Below are 17,318 nucleotides of genomic sequence, written 5' to 3' on the forward strand. Positions count from 1 at the left end.
CAGAATGGTTTGAATTATGATTGACGTATTAGTAAAAGCTAGTACAAGTCACGACAGAATACGAAGCCTCTGCTTAATCGCAGGGGCTTTGTTGTTTCTGGGGCTTGGTGGTTGTGCAACAAACCCGGTAACCGGGGATCAAAACTTCGTCATGTTTGGCGAAGATTCTGAACTGCAAATGGGCAGAGAAAACCATCCCAAAATCATTGCAGAATATGGTCGCTACGATGACGAACAACTGCAACGTTATGTGCAGGGAGTTGGAGAAAAGCTGGCTGCTGTCAGTCACCGTACAGATCTGGTCTACCGATTTACGGTATTAGACTCTCCTGTTATTAATGCGTTTGCTTTGCCGGGGGTATATCTATATCACTCGTGGGCTGATGGCATACCTGAACTCTGAAGCAGAACTTGCGGCAGTACTTGGCCATGAAATTGGTCATGTCACAGCCAGACATGGTGTCAGACAACAGAGTGCGGCGCAGGCTGCCAATATTGGTTACACACTTGGGTCATTATTGATACCTGAGCTGCGCAACGCTGGTTCTCAAAATATATTCAACATGCTGGGCGGTGCATTATTGAGTGGGTATGGTCGCGAGCATGAGCTTGAGTCAGATCGCTTGGGTGCTGAATATCTGGCTAGAGCTGGCTATGATCCGAGCGCGATGATTGATGTGATTTCTGTGTTAAAAAACCAGGAAATATTTGCTGCTGCTGAAGCCAAGAAGCAAGGACGTGACTATCAAGGCTATCATGGCCTGTTTGCCAGTCATCCAGATAACGATACGCGTTTACAGGAAGTGGTGGCTGCTGCTGGTAAAAATAAACTAGCTGATGGCCGGATTGAGAAAGCGGCCTACTTGGAACATATTGCTGGCATGACATTTGGCGATAGTGAGGACCAAGGCATACGATCTGAGAATCATTTTTACCATCTATCTATGAACTTTGCCGTTGATTTTCCTGAGAAGTGGCATATCAACAATAACCCTGACAGTTTGCAAGCGATTGCTCCTGATGGCGAAGCGGTGATAGAGATGGGAGCGGCAGATTTGAATCGTCAGTTATCACCTGAGCAATTTATCAAGCAGCGGTTAAAAATCACGACGATCCGATCTGGCCAGGCTTTTGAAAGTCATGGATTATCAGGTTATACCGGTATTGCTTTAAGTCAGAATAAAACGATCAGGGTTGGGGTGGTATACCTGAATGACAAAGCCTTTATTTTCTTTGGCGGTACTGAAAGTAGCAATATGTTTAGCAGCTATGATCCGGCTTTTCTGACAACGATTAAAAGCTTACATCGTTTAAGAGATGATGAAGTGAAACTAGCCCAGGAATTAAAAATTCAAATTGTGAAGGTGGGTAAAAGTGATAACTATGCTGCGTGGGCAAAACAGAGCAGAATCAGTAATAGCCCAATCGAGCAATTGCGTTTACTCAATGGTGATTACCCGGACGGCGAATTACAGCCCGGGCAGTTAGTAAAACAAGTTCGGTAAATCAGAATAGTTCAATTACCGGTGACGAGCCGCTATCACCTTGTCCTGATAGCGGTGCCATCCGCTTCGGTACATACTCTTCTCTGAAGGTTTCGTATATTGCATCCGTTGCTTCTGGTCTGGCGAGCAAACCCGTGGCAGGATCAATTCTCACTGTCACCATACCCACTGGTGGTTCCAGAGGAGATTCTGGCATACCTTCCAGAGCGACCTTCATAAAGTCTATCCACATAGGCAGGGCAGCACGTCCACCCGTTTCATAACGCCCCAAGGAGCGTGGGTTATCAAATCCTACCCAGGCTACAGCGACCAGTTCCGGATGGAAACCATTAAACCAGGCATCTACCTGATCATTAGTTGTTCCTGTCTTTCCTGCGAGATCATTCCGTCCAAGACTCATCGCTTTACGCCCCGTGCCGTGTTTAACGACATCACGCAATAGACTGTTCATGATGTAATTATTCTGTGGTGTCATGATGCGTTGCGCGGCATGGAACTCATCATTATCATCATTAGAGGCATCCAATAAACAGGTTTCACACACGGTATCTGGCGTGGCCTGCATCACAATCTTTCCTGAAGCATCTTCAACGCGTTGAATAATGTAAGGTTCGACTCTATAGCCGCCATTAGCCAGTGATGAATAGGCACGAGCCATATCCCAAGGTGCTGCACTGCCACTACCTAATGCTAAAGATAGATTTTTGTGCATCATGCCCGGTTTAAATCCAAACCGCTCTGCATACTCAACAGCATAGTCTGCGCCGATATCACGCAGCAAGCGGATAGAAACCAGGTTGCGGGAATGAATTAAGGCTTCTCTTAAGCGCGTGGGACCAAAGAATTTGCCGCTGTAGTTTTGTGGGCGCCAGACATTCTCTAAGCCAGGATCATCAAATACGACTGGCGCATCATTGACGATGGTAGCGGCGGTGTAGCCTTTTTCCAGTGCGGCAGAATATATAAACGGCTTAAATCCAGAGCCAGGTTGACGACGAGATTGAGTCACCCGGTTAAACTTATTATTGAAGAAGTCAAAACCACCATTCAAAGCGGTGACAGCGCCATCATACGGTGCAATTGCTACCAGTGCGCCCTGTGCCTCGGGTAACTCAGCCAGCTCCCAGTTCGAACTGGTTAATTGTTCAACTCGAATAATGTCACCGGCCTTAATCGCATCGGTGATTTTCTTTGGCACAGCGCCTCGGCTATTGGTACTCAGTTTTTTCTGAGCCCATTTCACCGCATTGAGTGGTAAATGTGCGTAACCCCAGTTCCTGATGTATAACTCAGCTTTTTCGTCAGTGGTTTCAATCACAAGGGCTGTTTTTAGTGGACCAATATTGTCGTAGTCTTTCAGAATTTTATCGAGAGCTGCTCGATCTGATAGGTCCTCTGGTAAAGCTATATTGGTGACTGGACCGCGATAACCATGTCGACGATCGTAGTCTAACAGTGCAGTCTGTATGGCTTTATTAGCAGCTTGTTGATGCTTGGCACGAATTGTTGTGTAGACATTAAAGCCATTGGTATAGGCTTCTTCACCAAACTTGGCGATTAGGTCTGTACGTACCATTTCTGAAACGTAAGGGGCATATACTTTGATTTCCGGACCGTGATAGCTTGCCGTAACGGGTGCTTGTATAGCCTGATCGTAATCTTCTTTTTTGATAAAACCCACTTCCCACATACGGCGTAAAACATAATTGCGTCTGATAGTGGCTCGTTCTGGGTTTGCAATAGGGTTGTATGCTGAAGGTGCTTTGGGTAAACCGGCGATCATGGCCATTTCTGATAAAGATAATTTATCTAGTGGTTTGCCGTAATAGACATTAGCCGCTGCGCCAACACCGTAGGCGCGGTTGCCTAAATATATCTTATTCAGATAGAGCGATAAAATGTCTTCTTTGGATAAAACTTTCTCAATTTCAAGGGCGAGAATAATTTCATTTAATTTTCTTAAATACGTTTTTTCATTAGATAAGAAAAAATTGCGCGCAACCTGCATAGTAATCGTACTACCACCTTGCGATTTTTCCCCTGTCACTAACAAAGAATAAGCCGCGCGGATAATACCTTGATAATCAACACCAGGATGTTGGTAGAAGCGATCATCTTCCGCCGCTAGAAAAGCATCAGCAAGCGATTTCGGGATTTCATTGTACTCAACAGGGATACGTCTTTTTTCACCAAATTCGGCCATTAACAGGCCTTCAGAACTGAAAATCCGTAGCGGGATTTGTAACTGTGTTTCCTTGAGGGTATTGGTGTCTGGCAGTTTCGGCGCCAAAAAGAAATAGACAACGCCGACGGCGATAAGTGTCAACAACGCTAGAATTAAAATAAGCTTTGTAGTGAAACGAATAAATCGATGCATGTAGACTTGGCTGTTATGTAAGAAATGATGTGAAAGTATATATTGAGTCACAAATAATAACAGTGAGAGAGTTCAAATCACTAGTTTTATTGATATATTTAGGTTGACAACCCCAATAATCTTAATAAACTACTTTAAGTAAGAGTGCTAAGTGGGCTTATGCAATTGAATCAACGGGAATTGAGGCGATAAATGTTCGGACGAAAAAAATCCCCTTTGCTAGGAATAGATATCAGTTCTTCGGTAGTAAAGGTATTAGAACTGAGCAAAAAAGGTGAGAAGTACACTGTCGAGTCATATTCCGTTGAGCCATTGCCTGTTAATGCCGTGGTGGAAAGCCGCATTGAAAATAGAGATGAGGTCGCTGGAGCGATTAGACGAGCAGTCAAACGTTCCGGTACCAAAGCCAAAGAAGCCGCTGTTGCCGTGTCTGCGAATTCTGCCATTAGCAAAATCGTTTCTTTCCCTGCTTCATTATCAGAACGTGAGTTAGAAGAAAACGTATTAATGGAAGCAGAAAATTATATTCCTTATCCGCTGGATGAAGTACGTTTGGACTTTGAGATATTAGGTCCTTCAGCTGCTGATGTTGAGGCTGTGGATGTGTTGCTGGCTGCTTCCCGACGTGAAAATGTAGACGTACGTACCGAAGTCGTAGAAAAAGCGGGCTTAAAGCCAAGGCTGGTCGATGTTGAAGCGTACACCATGGAAAATGCTTTCGAGTTAATCGCGCGTCAATTACCACATCATGGACAGGGATTAACTGTTGCTGTAGCGGATGTGGGGGCCACCTTAACGACCTTACATGTTTTAGTCGATGGCAAGATTGTATTTACTCGGGAACAAACTTTTGGTGGCAGGATGTTAACCGAGGATATTGAGCGCCATTATGGTATGTCATACCAGGAGGCCGGACGTGCTAAAAAGGATGGCAGTTTACCCGACGACTATGGCCCAAAAGTGCTTGAGCCATTTAAACGTTCGATGGCCATGACCGTCACGAGAGCATTACAGTTTTTCTTTTCCGCGTCGACACAGTACCAGTCTATTGATCATATTATCTTGGCTGGAGGCTGCGCATCTATCAATGGTATCGATACGATGATTGAAGAAGAAACGGGTACTTCAACCTCTATTGCTAATCCCTTTGCTGAAATGATTCTTGGTTCACGAGTGAAGATTCAGGCATTGAGTAATGATGCTCCCTCGATGATGATTGCTTGCGGCTTGGCAATGAGGAGTTTTGACTGATGGCACATATCAATTTACTGCCATGGCGTGAAGAACGAAGAGAAGAGCGGCAGAAACAGTTTTATTTAGCGATGGGCGCGACTTTTTTGTTTGCAGCCCTTATTTTTTATCTTGTAATGAGTTATGCCGATAGCTTGATTAGCGAGCAAAATCAAAGAAATACCTTATTACAAACAGAAATCGCCAAGTTAGATATCAAGATCAAAGAAATTCAAGATCTGGAGCAACAGAAAAAACGCCTGCTAGCACGTATGCAGGTTATTCAAGATCTACAGGAAAGCCGTCCTAAAGTGGTTAAAGTCTTCGATTCCATTGCTCGAGTCGTGCCTGAAGGCATCCATTTGGAAAAAGTAGTACGGACAGGGAACACCATCACATTCAGTGGCACAGCAGAATCCAATGCCCGAGTATCTGTGTTCATGCGCCAACTAGATGAAAATCCGGAATACGGCGAATCTCGTTTACAAGTCATCAAACGCACATCCAGCAACAACAATGCAATTAGACAGTTTACGGTGGAAGTAAACGAATCAACTGATGCTACTCAGGAGGATAAATAATGGATCTCTCCTCTATCAATGAATTGGATTTTAATGAAAGTGGTGAGTGGCCAACGCCGATAAAAATTATTGCTGGTGTTTTGATATGCCTGTTGGTCTGGGCAGGAGGCTATTACTTCATATTGAAAGATAAGCAGGCAGAATTGACAAAGCTTGAACAGAAAGAAGTGGAGCTCAAACAAATTTTTGAGATTAAACAAGCTAAAGCTGTCAATCTTGAAGCTTACAAAGAGCAATTAGCTGAAATGCGCGTGATGTTCTCTTCCATGCTTGAGCAGTTACCTAAGAAAAGCGAAGTACCAGATTTACTCGTGGATATCACCCGAACAGGGTTGATAAACGGCTTGGAGTTTGAGTTATTCAAACCTGAAGGTGAAAGACCTGTAGATTTTTATGCTGAACTGCCGATACAAATGACGGTAACCGGTACCTATCATCAATTTGGCGAGTTTGTCAGTGGGGTAGCATCGTTACCACGAATTGTCACGCTTCATGACATCAGTATGGGGCCTATGAGTCAGGCAACAGGTAAGATGACAATGAATGTTACCGCCAAAACATATCGTTATTTTGATGATGATAAATAGAGTGACAATGAATATGAAAACAATTCACACATCATCAAAAGCCTTATTAAACGTAATCGGTACTCTATTAGTGATGTTGTCTTTGACTGCATGTGATCAGGATAAAGCTGACTTAACCGTGTATATCGCCGAGGTAAAAAGTCAACAGAAATCAGATATAGAACCGATACCTGTCATGAAGCCTTATGAAAAATTTGCTTATGCAGCGTCAAGTTTACGTGATCCGTTTATTCCTACTGTTATTGATGTACCACAACCTGCACCAGAACCTGTCATAGATAATGGTATTCGCCCTGATGAAAACAGACGAAAAGAAGTGTTAGAGTTTTTTGACTTATCTCAGTTGCAGTATGTTGGTACGTTAGAGCAAGAGCAGGTCTGGGCACTTGTTAGAGCACCTGACGGTGTTATTCACCGTGTGCAAACAGGCAATTACATGGGGCAGAATAACGGTAAGATTATGGAAATCAGCGACTCAAAGCTGATTCTCAAGGAAATCGTTCCTCAGGGCGGTGGTGGATATATTGAACGAGAGACTTCCGTTCCAGCGGTAGAGGTAAACTAGTCAATGAAAATGATGAGAGATCAAAAAGTCATGGATACACAGCAATCATTAGAAACCAAATCCAGCTGGAGCGTTAGATTGAAACATCATTTATTCTGGCTAACTGCTCTATTTGTAGCTAATACCGCTGCTGCGACAGATATAACTGCTGTGGATTTCAGTGCGTTGCCTGGTGATAAAGCGAAGATCCTGGTCCAGTTCTCGGATGATTTTCCTGAGCCACACAGCTTTTCAACTGATGACCCAGCTCGCATTGTGATTGATTTTGCTGGAGTAAAAAATGCACTCCCACAAAGAGTGAAACAGGTGAATGTTGGCGTCACCAAAAGCATTGCGGCTGTAGAAGCTGGTGACCGCACACGAATGGTTATCAACTTACTGCAAAAAGTGCCATACAGCATTACACGAAACAATCGTCAGATGACTATCAGTATCGATAGTGCCAATGTAGCGAAAAATAAAACATCTACCGGTTCTGCATTAAACAGCGTCAAGGATATTGATTTTCGACGTGGAGACGATGGACAGGCTCGTTTAGTGTTAAAGCTGGCCAATGACAACGCAACCATGGATGTGAAACAACAACGTGGAGATATTGTTGTCGATTTGAATAATGTGTCTTTGCCGGAAAATCTTCATCGCCGCCTAGATGTGATGGACTTTGCTACGCCCGTTCAATTCATCGATACAGAAAGTAAGGACGGCGGCACGCAGTTAACGCTGACTACAAAAGGCAAATATGAGCACCTTGCCTATCAATCTGAAAATACATTAGTGGTTGAAGTAAAACCTGTTGCCGATGACGAGTTGAAAAAAGGTGGGCGCAATGAGTTTGGTTATACTGGCGAAAAACTCTCACTCAACTTCCAGAATATTGAAGTGCGGGCTGTACTTCAGCTTTTAGCTGATTTTACAGGCATGAACCTCGTTACCAGTGACACCGTGACTGGCAACCTGACTCTACGTCTAAAAAATGTTCCCTGGGATCAAGCTCTGGATATCATCTTAAAAACGAAAGGCCTTGCCATGAGACAAAATGGCAATGTGATGTTAGTTGCACCAGCTTCAGAAATCGCCGCCAGAGAGAAACAAGAACTGGAAGCTCAAAAACAACTTGTTGAGTTAGAGCCACTGTATACGGAGATTAAAGAAATCAAGTTTGCTAAAGCCGATGAGCTGGCAACCTTGTTACAAGGTGACGGTAAAGAATCGGGTTTCTTATCTGCCCGAGGTAATATTACGATTGATGCCAGAACTAATTCTCTGTTAATTCGTGATACGGCAAAAGGTCTGACTGAAATCAGTCAAGTCATTGAACAATTAGACAAACCTGTCAGACAAGTATTAATCGAGTCACGTATTGTTATTGCAAATAATGACTTTGAGAATGAATTAGGTGTTCGTTTTGGGGCGTCTGGTCGTAGCCGAACCTTGGGTGTGGGTACGTCTGGCTCATTAGATGGCTTGACCGTGACTGATGGTGTGAGTAATCCAAACTTGGTCACACCCGCAACCGGCACACGAACATTAGGTCAGGATTTAAATGTGAACCTTCCTGTGACAGATGCTTCTGGCACCATAGGACTTGCTTTAACAAAACTTCCACTAGGAATGATACTAGAGCTTGAATTATCAGCCATGGAGACCGAAGGTAAAGGTGAGGTTATTTCTTCACCACGAGTGATTACCTCTAACCAAAAGCAGGCCACCATTGAGCAAGGGACAGAAATACCGTATCAGGAAGCAACATCAAGCGGCGCAACGAATGTGTCGTTCAAAGAGGCCGTGCTGAAGCTGGATGTGACACCTCAAATTACACCTGATGATCGTATTGTGATGGACTTAGAAGTCAGCAAGGATGCCGTTGGTAGTTTATTCAATGGTATTCCGAGTATTGATACCCGTAAAGTTCAGACACAAGTCTTAGTAGATAATGGTGAAACAGTAGTTTTGGGTGGGATTTATGAACAAACAAAATCTGACACGGTAGAGCGTGTCCCATTTTTTGGTGATTTACCTTACGTTGGCTTTATGTTCAGAAATACGAATAAAACAGATTCAAAACGTGAATTACTGGTTTTCATCACACCCAAAATTGTAAAAGAAGGATTTCAATACTGAAATCAGTCATTATCGGTTAAAATGAAAAAGCCGGATCTTATGTGATCCGGCTTTTTTATCATCAGCATTTGGATTAAACCACTTTGAGTTTAGGAAATATATTTCTTGTTGGGCCGATGGGCGCAGGTAAATCTACAATAGGTAGACAGCTTGCAAAAGCTCTACACAGGAAGTTTTACGATAGCGATAAAGTTATTGAAAAGCGAACAGGTGTGTCTATTTCCTGGATATTTGAAATGGAAGGGGAATCTGGCTTTAGAGACAGAGAATCAAAAGCGATTGATGAATTAACTGATTTGAAAAAGGTCGTTGTGGCTACTGGTGGCGGTGCGGTTTTGTCTGAACAAAATCGTCAATGGCTTAAAACGCGTGGCCAGGTTATTTATTTATCTGCATCGGCAGAGCAATTATATCGACGTACAGCCAGAGATAAAAAACGTCCCTTATTACAAAACACCGATAGACGTAAACAAATTGAAAACTTACTCTCAATTCGAGATCCTCTCTATCGTGATGTGGCTGATATTATTGTAAAAACAGGTGAGCAATCTGTTCAGCATACCGTCAATGAAGTGATTCGTAAGCTGAAAGAATTAGACAAAAAAGTGAAACGCATGAAAACGCTACAGGTTGAATTAGCAGAACGCAGTTATCCCATTTATATCGGGACTGAGTTATTGTCACAGAAAGAGTTGCTAAGCAAGCATATCAAACGTCGCGAAGTCGTGATTGTGACGAATGAGACCATTGCACCTTTATACCTTGAGAAAGTGAGTGCTTTACTGACCGAGTTTAAGTGTGAATCTGTCATTTTGCCGGATGGTGAGTCGTATAAAACTATCGAGGTAATGAATCAGATTTTTGATAAGTTACTCTCGGAGCAGTTCTCAAGGCAAGTGACATTGATTGCACTTGGAGGGGGCGTTATCGGTGACATGACAGGGTTTGCTGCGGCATGTTATCAACGGGGTGTACCATTTATCCAAATACCCACCACCTTGTTATCACAAGTTGACTCTTCCGTGGGCGGAAAGACTGCGGTGAATCATGCTTTGGGTAAGAACATGATTGGCGCGTTTTATCAGCCGCAATGTGTCATTGCGGATACCAACACACTCAATACCCTGGATGATAGACAATTAGCTTCCGGTATAGCGGAAGTCATCAAATATGGCTTGATTAATGATTTGGCTTTTTTTGAATGGCTGGAAAACAATATTTCAGCGTTAAAGCAGCGTGATCCACAGGCATTAGCCTATGCTATCGAGCGTTCATGTCAGGATAAGGCCGATATTGTTGCTAAAGACGAGACAGAACAAGACGTTCGTGCATTATTAAATTTAGGTCATACTTTTGGTCATGCCATTGAAACGGGCATGGGCTATGGCAATTGGTTGCATGGCGAAGCGATTGCAACCGGGATGTTAATGGCCGCCGATCTGTCAGCAAGACAAGGTTGGATGTCAACTGAGGATGTTGCACGTATACGAGATTTATTCATTGCTGCAGGGCTACCAGTTGATGGACCACAACAAATGTCTTCTGACGACTTTATGTCATTAATGTCAGTTGATAAAAAAGTTCAGGATGGAGTCATTCGCCTGGTGTTATTGAAAGGCATAGGCAAAGCCATTATCAGTGATAATTATGATGCAGATAAACTGCGTGAAACACTGATGGCATTTCAAAAAGAACTATAGGTGCTGAATGAGTGATATTGCTGCAACATCGCCAGAGCCAGCATATATCACTAAGCTGGCTTTACGTCATCTTCCTTTCTCTGAGGTAAAAGAGACGCAAGACTTTTTCGATGGCCGCTATATCAAGCAACGACGTTTACTGATATTACATTTATTAAGATCCACTACTACTCCCATTCTGTTGCAGGCAGATTCAGGGGCAGGTAAGACAACGTTATTACAGCAACTACAGCGCCAGGCACCATCTGATATACGGTTTTACAGCTGGCAGAAAAATGCGTCAGCTGCTGAGCAGTATCAAAGCATGTTAAAAATATTAGCGACTGAAACGGCTTCGACACGAGATGAAACAGCGCTAGCGAATATTCTGAAAGAGCGGCTCAGTCATCTAAAAAAACTCAACATTACTCCTGTCTTACTGGTTGACGATGTGCACTTATTGACGGACGTTGAGCAGCAAGTCTTACAAGTCTGTCTTAGCTGGCAAGATGAGCAGCAACAGCCAGTCATGCAAGCTGTCTTAGCAATGACGGCAGAAACAGCCTTTACGGTTATTCCCACGCAATGGATGGATTTACCGCCATTAGAGCTTATTGAAACAGAAGCGTATTTATTACACCGCTTGAAATACGCTGGACTTCAGGGAGATAGCCCTTTCACCCAAAAAGAGATTCAATATTTAAGTAAGACATCAGCAGGGAATCTGGCAAAACTGAATGCCTTGGCGCATCAGCAATTATTAGGCATTAAAGCCAAAAAGTGGCGTACCAGACCTTCTATCAGACTTGGAAACGTCCATTGGCTAAGATGGGGTGGAGGGCTTTCGCTGGCCATTGTTATTCTGCTTATCCTAAGTTTTCAGAATCAAATTAATGAATGGATTTCTGCCTCTACCACAACTGAAAATCATCTCGATTTGCCGGAAGATATTACAACCGAAGATGAGAAGCTGGCCACGGTTATTGTTGGGGATGAGCAAGAAATAAAAGCAGAAATGCTATCTGAACGTGAAAAGTTAGAAGCGCTACTTGCTGAAATTCCTCCTCCAGCGTCCCAGGAAAGTGAGGCTCCAAAGGCCATAGAGCCAGAACCACTCAGCGCACCTGTTCCTCAGCAACTTTCTGAGCCTGAAGAACAACCCCTCGCCGAGATATCAGTGGAAGAGCTGTCAGGGGAAAATACCAGTCAGGAATCACGTCAGGAAGCTACAGATAAAGCTGATGAGGATATGCTGAGCGCTGTTCACCAAAGAGACTGGATTCTGTCTCGTCCAGAAAAAAGCTATACATTCCAATTAATGGGATCGTGGGAAGATAAAGAGGTCGATGACTTTATCAAGGAGCATGGGCTGAAAGGCGATGTTGCCCGCTTCACAAGCTTACGCGAGAATAAACCATGGCATGTGCTTATTTATGGTGTTTATCCATCCAAGCAAGCAGCCCTAAAAGCCAGTAATCAGTGGTCTGGTGCCATGAATAATTTGCCAACCTGGTTACGTCGATTTGATAGTGTACAAAAACAAATCAAAGAAAAGGGCGTAGCACCCTAAGAATATTGTCTGCGCTTGTATCGAGTCCTGCAAAAACGACACGATAATACAACGTTTGATTTAATTTAATAGTAGAAATGGTGCCATTTTTAATTAATGATGTTAAATCATGATCCTGGTTGAGCTTGAAGCAGACAATACCTGTCCCATGATTGATCACTTTACACTTAGCTTGTTCAAGTGCTTCGGTAAAATGTGCTGCTTGTGCAAGACGATAAGCCATTTTTTCAATAAACCATGTTTTGCCCAGCAGCTTCCAGTTTAACCATAAGGGAAGAAAAACCTCTCCTCCATAAGAACCACCAATGGTCATCTCGGGCGGCTCTGATAGGTAATCAATCGCACTCATCAATTCTGGGGCTTGATGGCTAAATAAAAGACTGCATGGTCTAGGTTGAAATAATGCCTTATGGGGGTCGAAACTCAAGCTATCGACTTTCGATATGAGTTGTTTAAGCTCATTAGCCTGTAAAAGCATAAAGCCTCCCCAGGCGCCATCCACGTGTAACCATGAGTCATATTTAGCCGCAATTGCTGTTATCTCTTCGATGGGATCCATAGCCCCCGTGGCTGTGGTTCCCATATTAGCAATAATGGCGAGTGGTGCAGTCTCTGCACATTTTTCTTCTAATGAGGCGAGGTGGATTTGTTGACGCTCGTTACATTCAATTACTTCAAAAGTGATACCGAGAATATCACAGGCTTTGGCTATGGAATAATGGCACGCTTCACTGCCATAAATCACGTTTTTATTAGTGTCTGACTGCTTTCTCGCCTGCCATAAAGCTTGTAGGTTTGAGAATGTTCCACCATGAGTAAATTGGGTGTAAGTAAATCCAAACTCTTCTGCCAGCGTGTAACGAAGTTCTGTTTCAGCTTGTTTGAGTTTGGGATAAAGCTCAGGAGATAACAGATTGCCATGATGGTGCAATGCCAACTGCATGCCTAACTGACTGTATGGTGCCAGATCGGGTGTCATATGAGCTGCCCAACATGCATTCTGGTAACGGCTGGCCTCTTCGACAAGATCCTGATAACTGATATCAGACGAAAGATTTTCCCGTGCATTACCTGCTTGTGCTGTCTGGTTTATTCCATCCTCAGCATCGTAGTTATGTTTCATGTTTGTTCATTGCAGTACAAGACCTTTGTCGGGAAACAAGGCTTGCTGTTGAAAGTGAAACAGGCGTGTCATAATGGGCTGTTGATGGAATAAGGGCAGAAAGCCACTGTCCAGGACGTTATGATTAATTAAAGATTTTATCTGACTAGAAATAACGGTACTGCGTTTAATGATGCTGAGCTCATCCGCCTTGAGTGACTGACTCAGCCACAAGGCCATGCTATCTGAAGTAATATTCCAGCTATGTTTTAACTCTGCTACAGACAATACTCTATGATCGGGAAGCCAGATATATAAACCATTTTTCAATAGCGTTGTCTGTTGCTCACCTGGGTAGTAGAAAGGGCGACAATTCGGTGCTAGATCTTTTATTAATAAACCAAATTGTGACATGGCTAAGATGGCCATATGATGTGCTGTCGCATCACTAAAGCGGTGTAAACGTTGAGCATGCCGAACTTCATCAGCAAAAGGGCCACCGCCAGGTACGATGATCACGGTTTCGTATTCGCTGGCTCGACTTAATAATGTTAGCCATTGCTTAAGTTCTGGCGTATGAAAAAGACTACCACCCAGTTTAATAATTCGCATGTTATTGTAAAAATTGAATTAGGTTAATCATTGCTGCTGCTTTATCGTGCACTTCTTGGTATTCCTCATCTGCATCAGAGTCTGCCACAATTCCGCCTCCAGCCCAGAATCTTAGACGATTATCACTGAATACCATGGTGCGAATAGTAATGTTGGTATCCATATTACCATCAAAACCAATATAGCCGATGCTTCCACAGTAGACACCGCGACGTTGGGGTTCAAGCTCTTCTATAATTTCCATTGCTCGTAATTTTGGCGCGCCAGTTATAGAGCCGCCAGGGAAGCATGCTCTGAGTAAAGTCACCGCTGACTCTGTCTTGGCCAAGGTACCTGTAATCGTGCTCACGAGGTGGTGGACAGTGGCAAAGCTCTCCAATGCAAAAGGGTGAGGGACCTGAATACTTCCCGGTTCACAAACCTTACCAATATCATTCCTTAGCAGGTCGACAATCATTAAGTTCTCTGCACGATCTTTTAGGCTGTTTTGAAGTGACTCAGCAAGCAATCGATCTTTTTCAGGATTATGGCGATCGCGAGGTCTTGTTCCCTTGATAGGTTTTGTTTCTACCTGTGTTCCCTCAACACGCAATAAGCGTTCAGGTGAAGAGCTTAATACAGAGACGGTACCCGTATCAAAATAGGCTGAAAAGGGCGCTGAATTTTGTTTTCTTAAAGCCTGATAGGCTAACCATGAATCACCTTCAGCATTAACTTCAAAGCGCTTTGCCAGATTAACCTGATAACAATCGCCCTCAGTAATGTAGTTTTTTATTTTTTTGAAAGCTGACTTATACGATGTCGTATCGAAGTTACTTTTTAATCGACTGGTGATATTGAATGCTCTTGCTTGCTTGTCAGCTAAGGAGTTCAAGGTTTTGAGCAAGTCTGACCATCTATCCTCTGTATGAGGATCAAGACCATGACTAACCAGCCAGCTACGTTTCAACTTGTGATCAACGACGACTGCCCAGTCATAAATGCCCACTGCCATGTCTGGAATCTGTTCAGCATCTTCAGCCACTGCTGGTAGTGTCTCCAGATAGCGACCTAAATCATAAGCAAAGTAGCCAATCGCACCACCGGTAAAAGGTAATGATGTTGTGTCTTGTTTGTAGCGCTGTAAAAGATCATTGAGCAGTAGAAAGGGGTCGGATGTCACCGTTTTTTTATTCTGACTCTCTGAGATCACTGTTGTGCCATCAGTCGTTTCTAATGTCATAAATGGGGCAGCAGCCAGAATGTCAAAGCGGCCAATATCGGGTGAAGTATTGGCACTATCCAGCATCACTGGCCAAGGAAAGTGACGGATACGGCAAAAAAGCTCAGCGCTATCTTCAAGATAAGGGAGTTCAGTGGTTAAACGTGGGTATTCAGAGTTCATCATGTTATTTTACGATAACTGCTGTGCAGCAAGAAGCGCTAATGCCGTAGCGGGAGCATAGGATGCAGCATCAGGATGATGCTGACAGAAGGCAGCATAATCCACATAAGGACGATTGAGTCGTGATGCGCATTTCTCGACGATGAATTGCCCAATTCCTGCACCTATAATCGGACTTGATGGTTGCCAATCAGGAAATTGACTTAATACTTGATAGCAGCCATTAAGGATCTGTTGCATTTGCTTCTCAGCAAAATAAGCGGCTACATTCTGCCATTGTGCGTCGGTGGCATCACGGGCGTCAGAGCCCAACATTCTGGCTAACCGTTGTTGGCTATGCGTTTGAGTCCATGGCTGGCCATCAGTACTACTATCTTGAATATCGCTCTCATTGAGTTGATTCAATATCAGCCAGATATCAGCACTACTGGCAAACCATTCTGCAGCCAGGGAAACCCGATTGCCGTGTAATGGGGCAGCATCACTTATCGCTATTAACGGTGTTCGTATCGCACCGGTATAGACCAGCTCGCCCGAGCATTGTCGTCCATAATCGGTTGTGGCTGTTGCCGAAACTTGGTGACGATCAATCCCAATGATATCGCAGGTCGTGCTGCCGATATCAATGAATAACCCCTGTTCAATATGTTGAGCAGCAAGCAATGCACTTGCTTGCCAGTTCATTGAAGCAATATTCTGCCATTGCTCAATCGCTTGATTTTTTGTTAGCCAAGTTGCCTGACCAGCAAAGAAACGCACGTCACTGTTATTGAGGTGAGCGTCAATAGTTTCGACAATCGCTTTCACTCCTTCTTGGCGATCAGGGAAGGCATCTACGAGTTCTCCTGTCATGGTAATGTAATGACCAGCCGTAGCTTTGGGTAATAGAGCAAGGGCAGATCTGATGCTTTCATTCAGGGCATCAATGCCTTTCCATAAGGCGCAGGGGAGTTGAAAGACATGTAGTAAATTTCCCGTTGCATCAGCATAAGCCACTTTAAGATGTGCGCCACCAATATCCCAGCCGCAAAATGCCATATTAGTTTGTGTTGTCATGGTTGAGTGCTTGTATGTGTGTATTCAATAATCTTGCAGGATTTGTTTGGCTTCGCATGGCTGGTTCTGCATAGGTTGTGGTCAGTCGCGGATTGACTTCTACTACATAAATGACGTTGTCAGTTTTGATAAGATCAACACCAACGAAGCCCCATAGCCCTGGGATTGCCATACGAATCTGTTCAGCGATTTCTTGTGCTTTCTCAATGGACAGCATATCAAATCGTTGGGCTTCAAATGCGTCTAAGTGCAGCTGTTGCTGATGTTTTTTTACATGCTGAATATTGACGGATAGTAAGTGAGACTTTTCACCTGTCATAAACAGACTCAAGCTTAGGCTGTCACCGTAAATATATGGCTGAACGATAAACCGGTCTTTGTTTAAGGTTAAAAGCTGATGTCTGGCATCAATACTGTTGTATACATACGTGTCCTCACAGCCGGCACCATCCATGGGTTTTAAGACCCACTGATGGTGATCATGGTGATCTTTGTAAAGCCACTCATCGGCTGTGAAGGTGACTGGTGTCTTTATCTGATGAGCTTTAAATTGCTGATATGTTCGGTATTTATCAGTACATAAAAGAATAGCTTCAGTACGGCAATTAAGGATGGTTTTGGATTGTTGTTCGAGACTTTGTATTAAATCAAACAATATTAAATCCGTTTCGGGTGCGATAATGAGAAACACGTCATAGCGTTGCTGGCATTGTAACCAAGTCTGATTGAATTGCTTTTGAGTTTGGATGGGGTAGGTGGTTATACGCTCTGTTGAGAAAGGTAAAGCTGGAAGCCGCTCATCTCGCATAATGGCGATGTGATGATCATATGCCTGTAAATCCTGACAAATGCTTGCCAGCATTAATTCACCTTCGTGCATCAAACCAGCGGAAAAAACCGTTTCTGATAACGCACCACTGGTAAGATGTTCGTATATAAAAATTGTCAT

Annotated in this window: 15 protein-coding genes and 1 pseudogene; 10 read left to right on the forward strand and 6 right to left on the reverse strand. The window is 43.6% G+C overall.

Annotated features, from left to right (window positions below; translation table 11 throughout):
* Positions 1–16: 16 nt before the first annotated feature.
* A complete protein-coding gene (locus tag QUE24_RS08845) occupies positions 17–403 on the forward strand; it encodes a hypothetical protein (protein ID WP_286303492.1) in 387 nt (128 codons plus the stop codon).
* Complete coding sequence (locus QUE24_RS08850; protein ID WP_286303493.1) at positions 384–1,505, forward strand: M48 family metalloprotease; 1,122 nt, start codon at positions 384–386, stop codon at positions 1,503–1,505. The genes QUE24_RS08845 and QUE24_RS08850 overlap by 20 nt, the downstream gene beginning before the upstream one ends.
* A 1-nt stretch (position 1,506) precedes the next feature.
* Here the strand turns inward: QUE24_RS08850 and QUE24_RS08855 are convergent, their stop codons facing one another.
* Positions 1,507–3,882 (reverse strand): penicillin-binding protein 1A, encoded by a 2,376-nt coding sequence (locus QUE24_RS08855; protein WP_286303494.1) that lies wholly within the window; start codon positions 3,880–3,882, stop codon positions 1,507–1,509.
* A 192-nt stretch (positions 3,883–4,074) separates the two neighbouring features.
* Here QUE24_RS08855 and QUE24_RS08860 point away from each other — a divergent pair, with 192 nt between their 5' ends.
* The 8 genes and pseudogenes from QUE24_RS08860 (at position 4,075) to QUE24_RS08895 (ending at position 12,215) form a co-directional block, all read left to right on the forward strand.
* Positions 4,075–5,133: a pilus assembly protein PilM gene (locus tag QUE24_RS08860; protein ID WP_286303495.1), complete on the forward strand. Its 1,059-nt coding sequence runs from the start codon at positions 4,075–4,077 to the stop codon at positions 5,131–5,133.
* On the forward strand, positions 5,133–5,693 hold the full coding sequence (locus tag QUE24_RS08865) for a PilN domain-containing protein (RefSeq protein ID WP_286303496.1): 561 nt from the start codon (positions 5,133–5,135) through the stop codon (positions 5,691–5,693). The genes QUE24_RS08860 and QUE24_RS08865 overlap by 1 nt, the downstream gene beginning before the upstream one ends.
* On the forward strand, positions 5,693–6,280 hold the full coding sequence (locus tag QUE24_RS08870; RefSeq protein WP_286303497.1) for a type IV pilus inner membrane component PilO: 588 nt from the start codon (positions 5,693–5,695) through the stop codon (positions 6,278–6,280). The genes QUE24_RS08865 and QUE24_RS08870 overlap by 1 nt, the downstream gene beginning before the upstream one ends.
* Positions 6,281–6,287: 7 nt before the next feature.
* Positions 6,288–6,845, forward strand: a complete 558-nt coding sequence (locus tag QUE24_RS08875) for a pilus assembly protein PilP (protein WP_286303498.1) — start codon at positions 6,288–6,290, stop codon at positions 6,843–6,845.
* 3 nt (positions 6,846–6,848) lie between these two features.
* The gene (locus QUE24_RS08880) at positions 6,849–8,966 is read left to right on the forward strand and encodes a type IV pilus secretin PilQ (protein WP_286303499.1); all 2,118 of its coding nucleotides are present in this window, start codon (positions 6,849–6,851) and stop codon (positions 8,964–8,966) included.
* Between the two features lie 116 nt (positions 8,967–9,082).
* A pseudogene (aroK, locus tag QUE24_RS08885) lies at positions 9,083–9,559 on the forward strand (shikimate kinase AroK); the annotation flags it as partial.
* 21 nt (positions 9,560–9,580) lie between these two features.
* On the forward strand, positions 9,581–10,666 hold the full coding sequence (gene aroB / locus QUE24_RS08890; protein ID WP_286306094.1) for a 3-dehydroquinate synthase: 1,086 nt from the start codon (positions 9,581–9,583) through the stop codon (positions 10,664–10,666).
* Between the two features lie 7 nt (positions 10,667–10,673).
* Complete coding sequence (locus QUE24_RS08895) at positions 10,674–12,215, forward strand: SPOR domain-containing protein (RefSeq protein ID WP_286303500.1); 1,542 nt, start codon at positions 10,674–10,676, stop codon at positions 12,213–12,215.
* Here QUE24_RS08895 and QUE24_RS08900 read toward each other — a convergent pair.
* From QUE24_RS08900 to QUE24_RS08920, 5 genes are read right to left on the reverse strand one after another with little or no spacing between them, the layout of a single operon-like run.
* Positions 12,190–13,338, reverse strand: a complete 1,149-nt coding sequence (locus QUE24_RS08900; RefSeq protein ID WP_286303501.1) for a pyridoxal phosphate-dependent decarboxylase family protein — start codon at positions 13,336–13,338, stop codon at positions 12,190–12,192. The genes QUE24_RS08895 and QUE24_RS08900 overlap by 26 nt on opposite strands.
* Positions 13,339–13,344: 6 nt before the next feature.
* A complete protein-coding gene (locus QUE24_RS08905) occupies positions 13,345–13,929 on the reverse strand; it encodes an amino acid kinase family protein (protein ID WP_286303502.1) in 585 nt (194 codons plus the stop codon).
* Position 13,930: 1 nt separating this feature from the next.
* On the reverse strand, positions 13,931–15,313 hold the full coding sequence (gene pabB / locus QUE24_RS08910; protein WP_286306095.1) for an aminodeoxychorismate synthase component I: 1,383 nt from the start codon (positions 15,311–15,313) through the stop codon (positions 13,931–13,933).
* A gap of 9 nt (positions 15,314–15,322) precedes the next feature.
* A complete protein-coding gene (locus QUE24_RS08915; RefSeq protein ID WP_286303503.1) occupies positions 15,323–16,369 on the reverse strand; it encodes a hydantoinase/oxoprolinase family protein in 1,047 nt (348 codons plus the stop codon).
* The gene (locus tag QUE24_RS08920; RefSeq protein WP_286303504.1) at positions 16,353–17,318 is read right to left on the reverse strand and encodes an ATP-grasp domain-containing protein; all 966 of its coding nucleotides are present in this window, start codon (positions 17,316–17,318) and stop codon (positions 16,353–16,355) included. The genes QUE24_RS08915 and QUE24_RS08920 overlap by 17 nt, the downstream gene beginning before the upstream one ends.

It is taken from the genome of Methylophaga marina (assembly GCF_030296755.1).
Classification (GTDB): Bacteria; Pseudomonadota; Gammaproteobacteria; order Nitrosococcales; family Methylophagaceae; genus Methylophaga; species Methylophaga marina.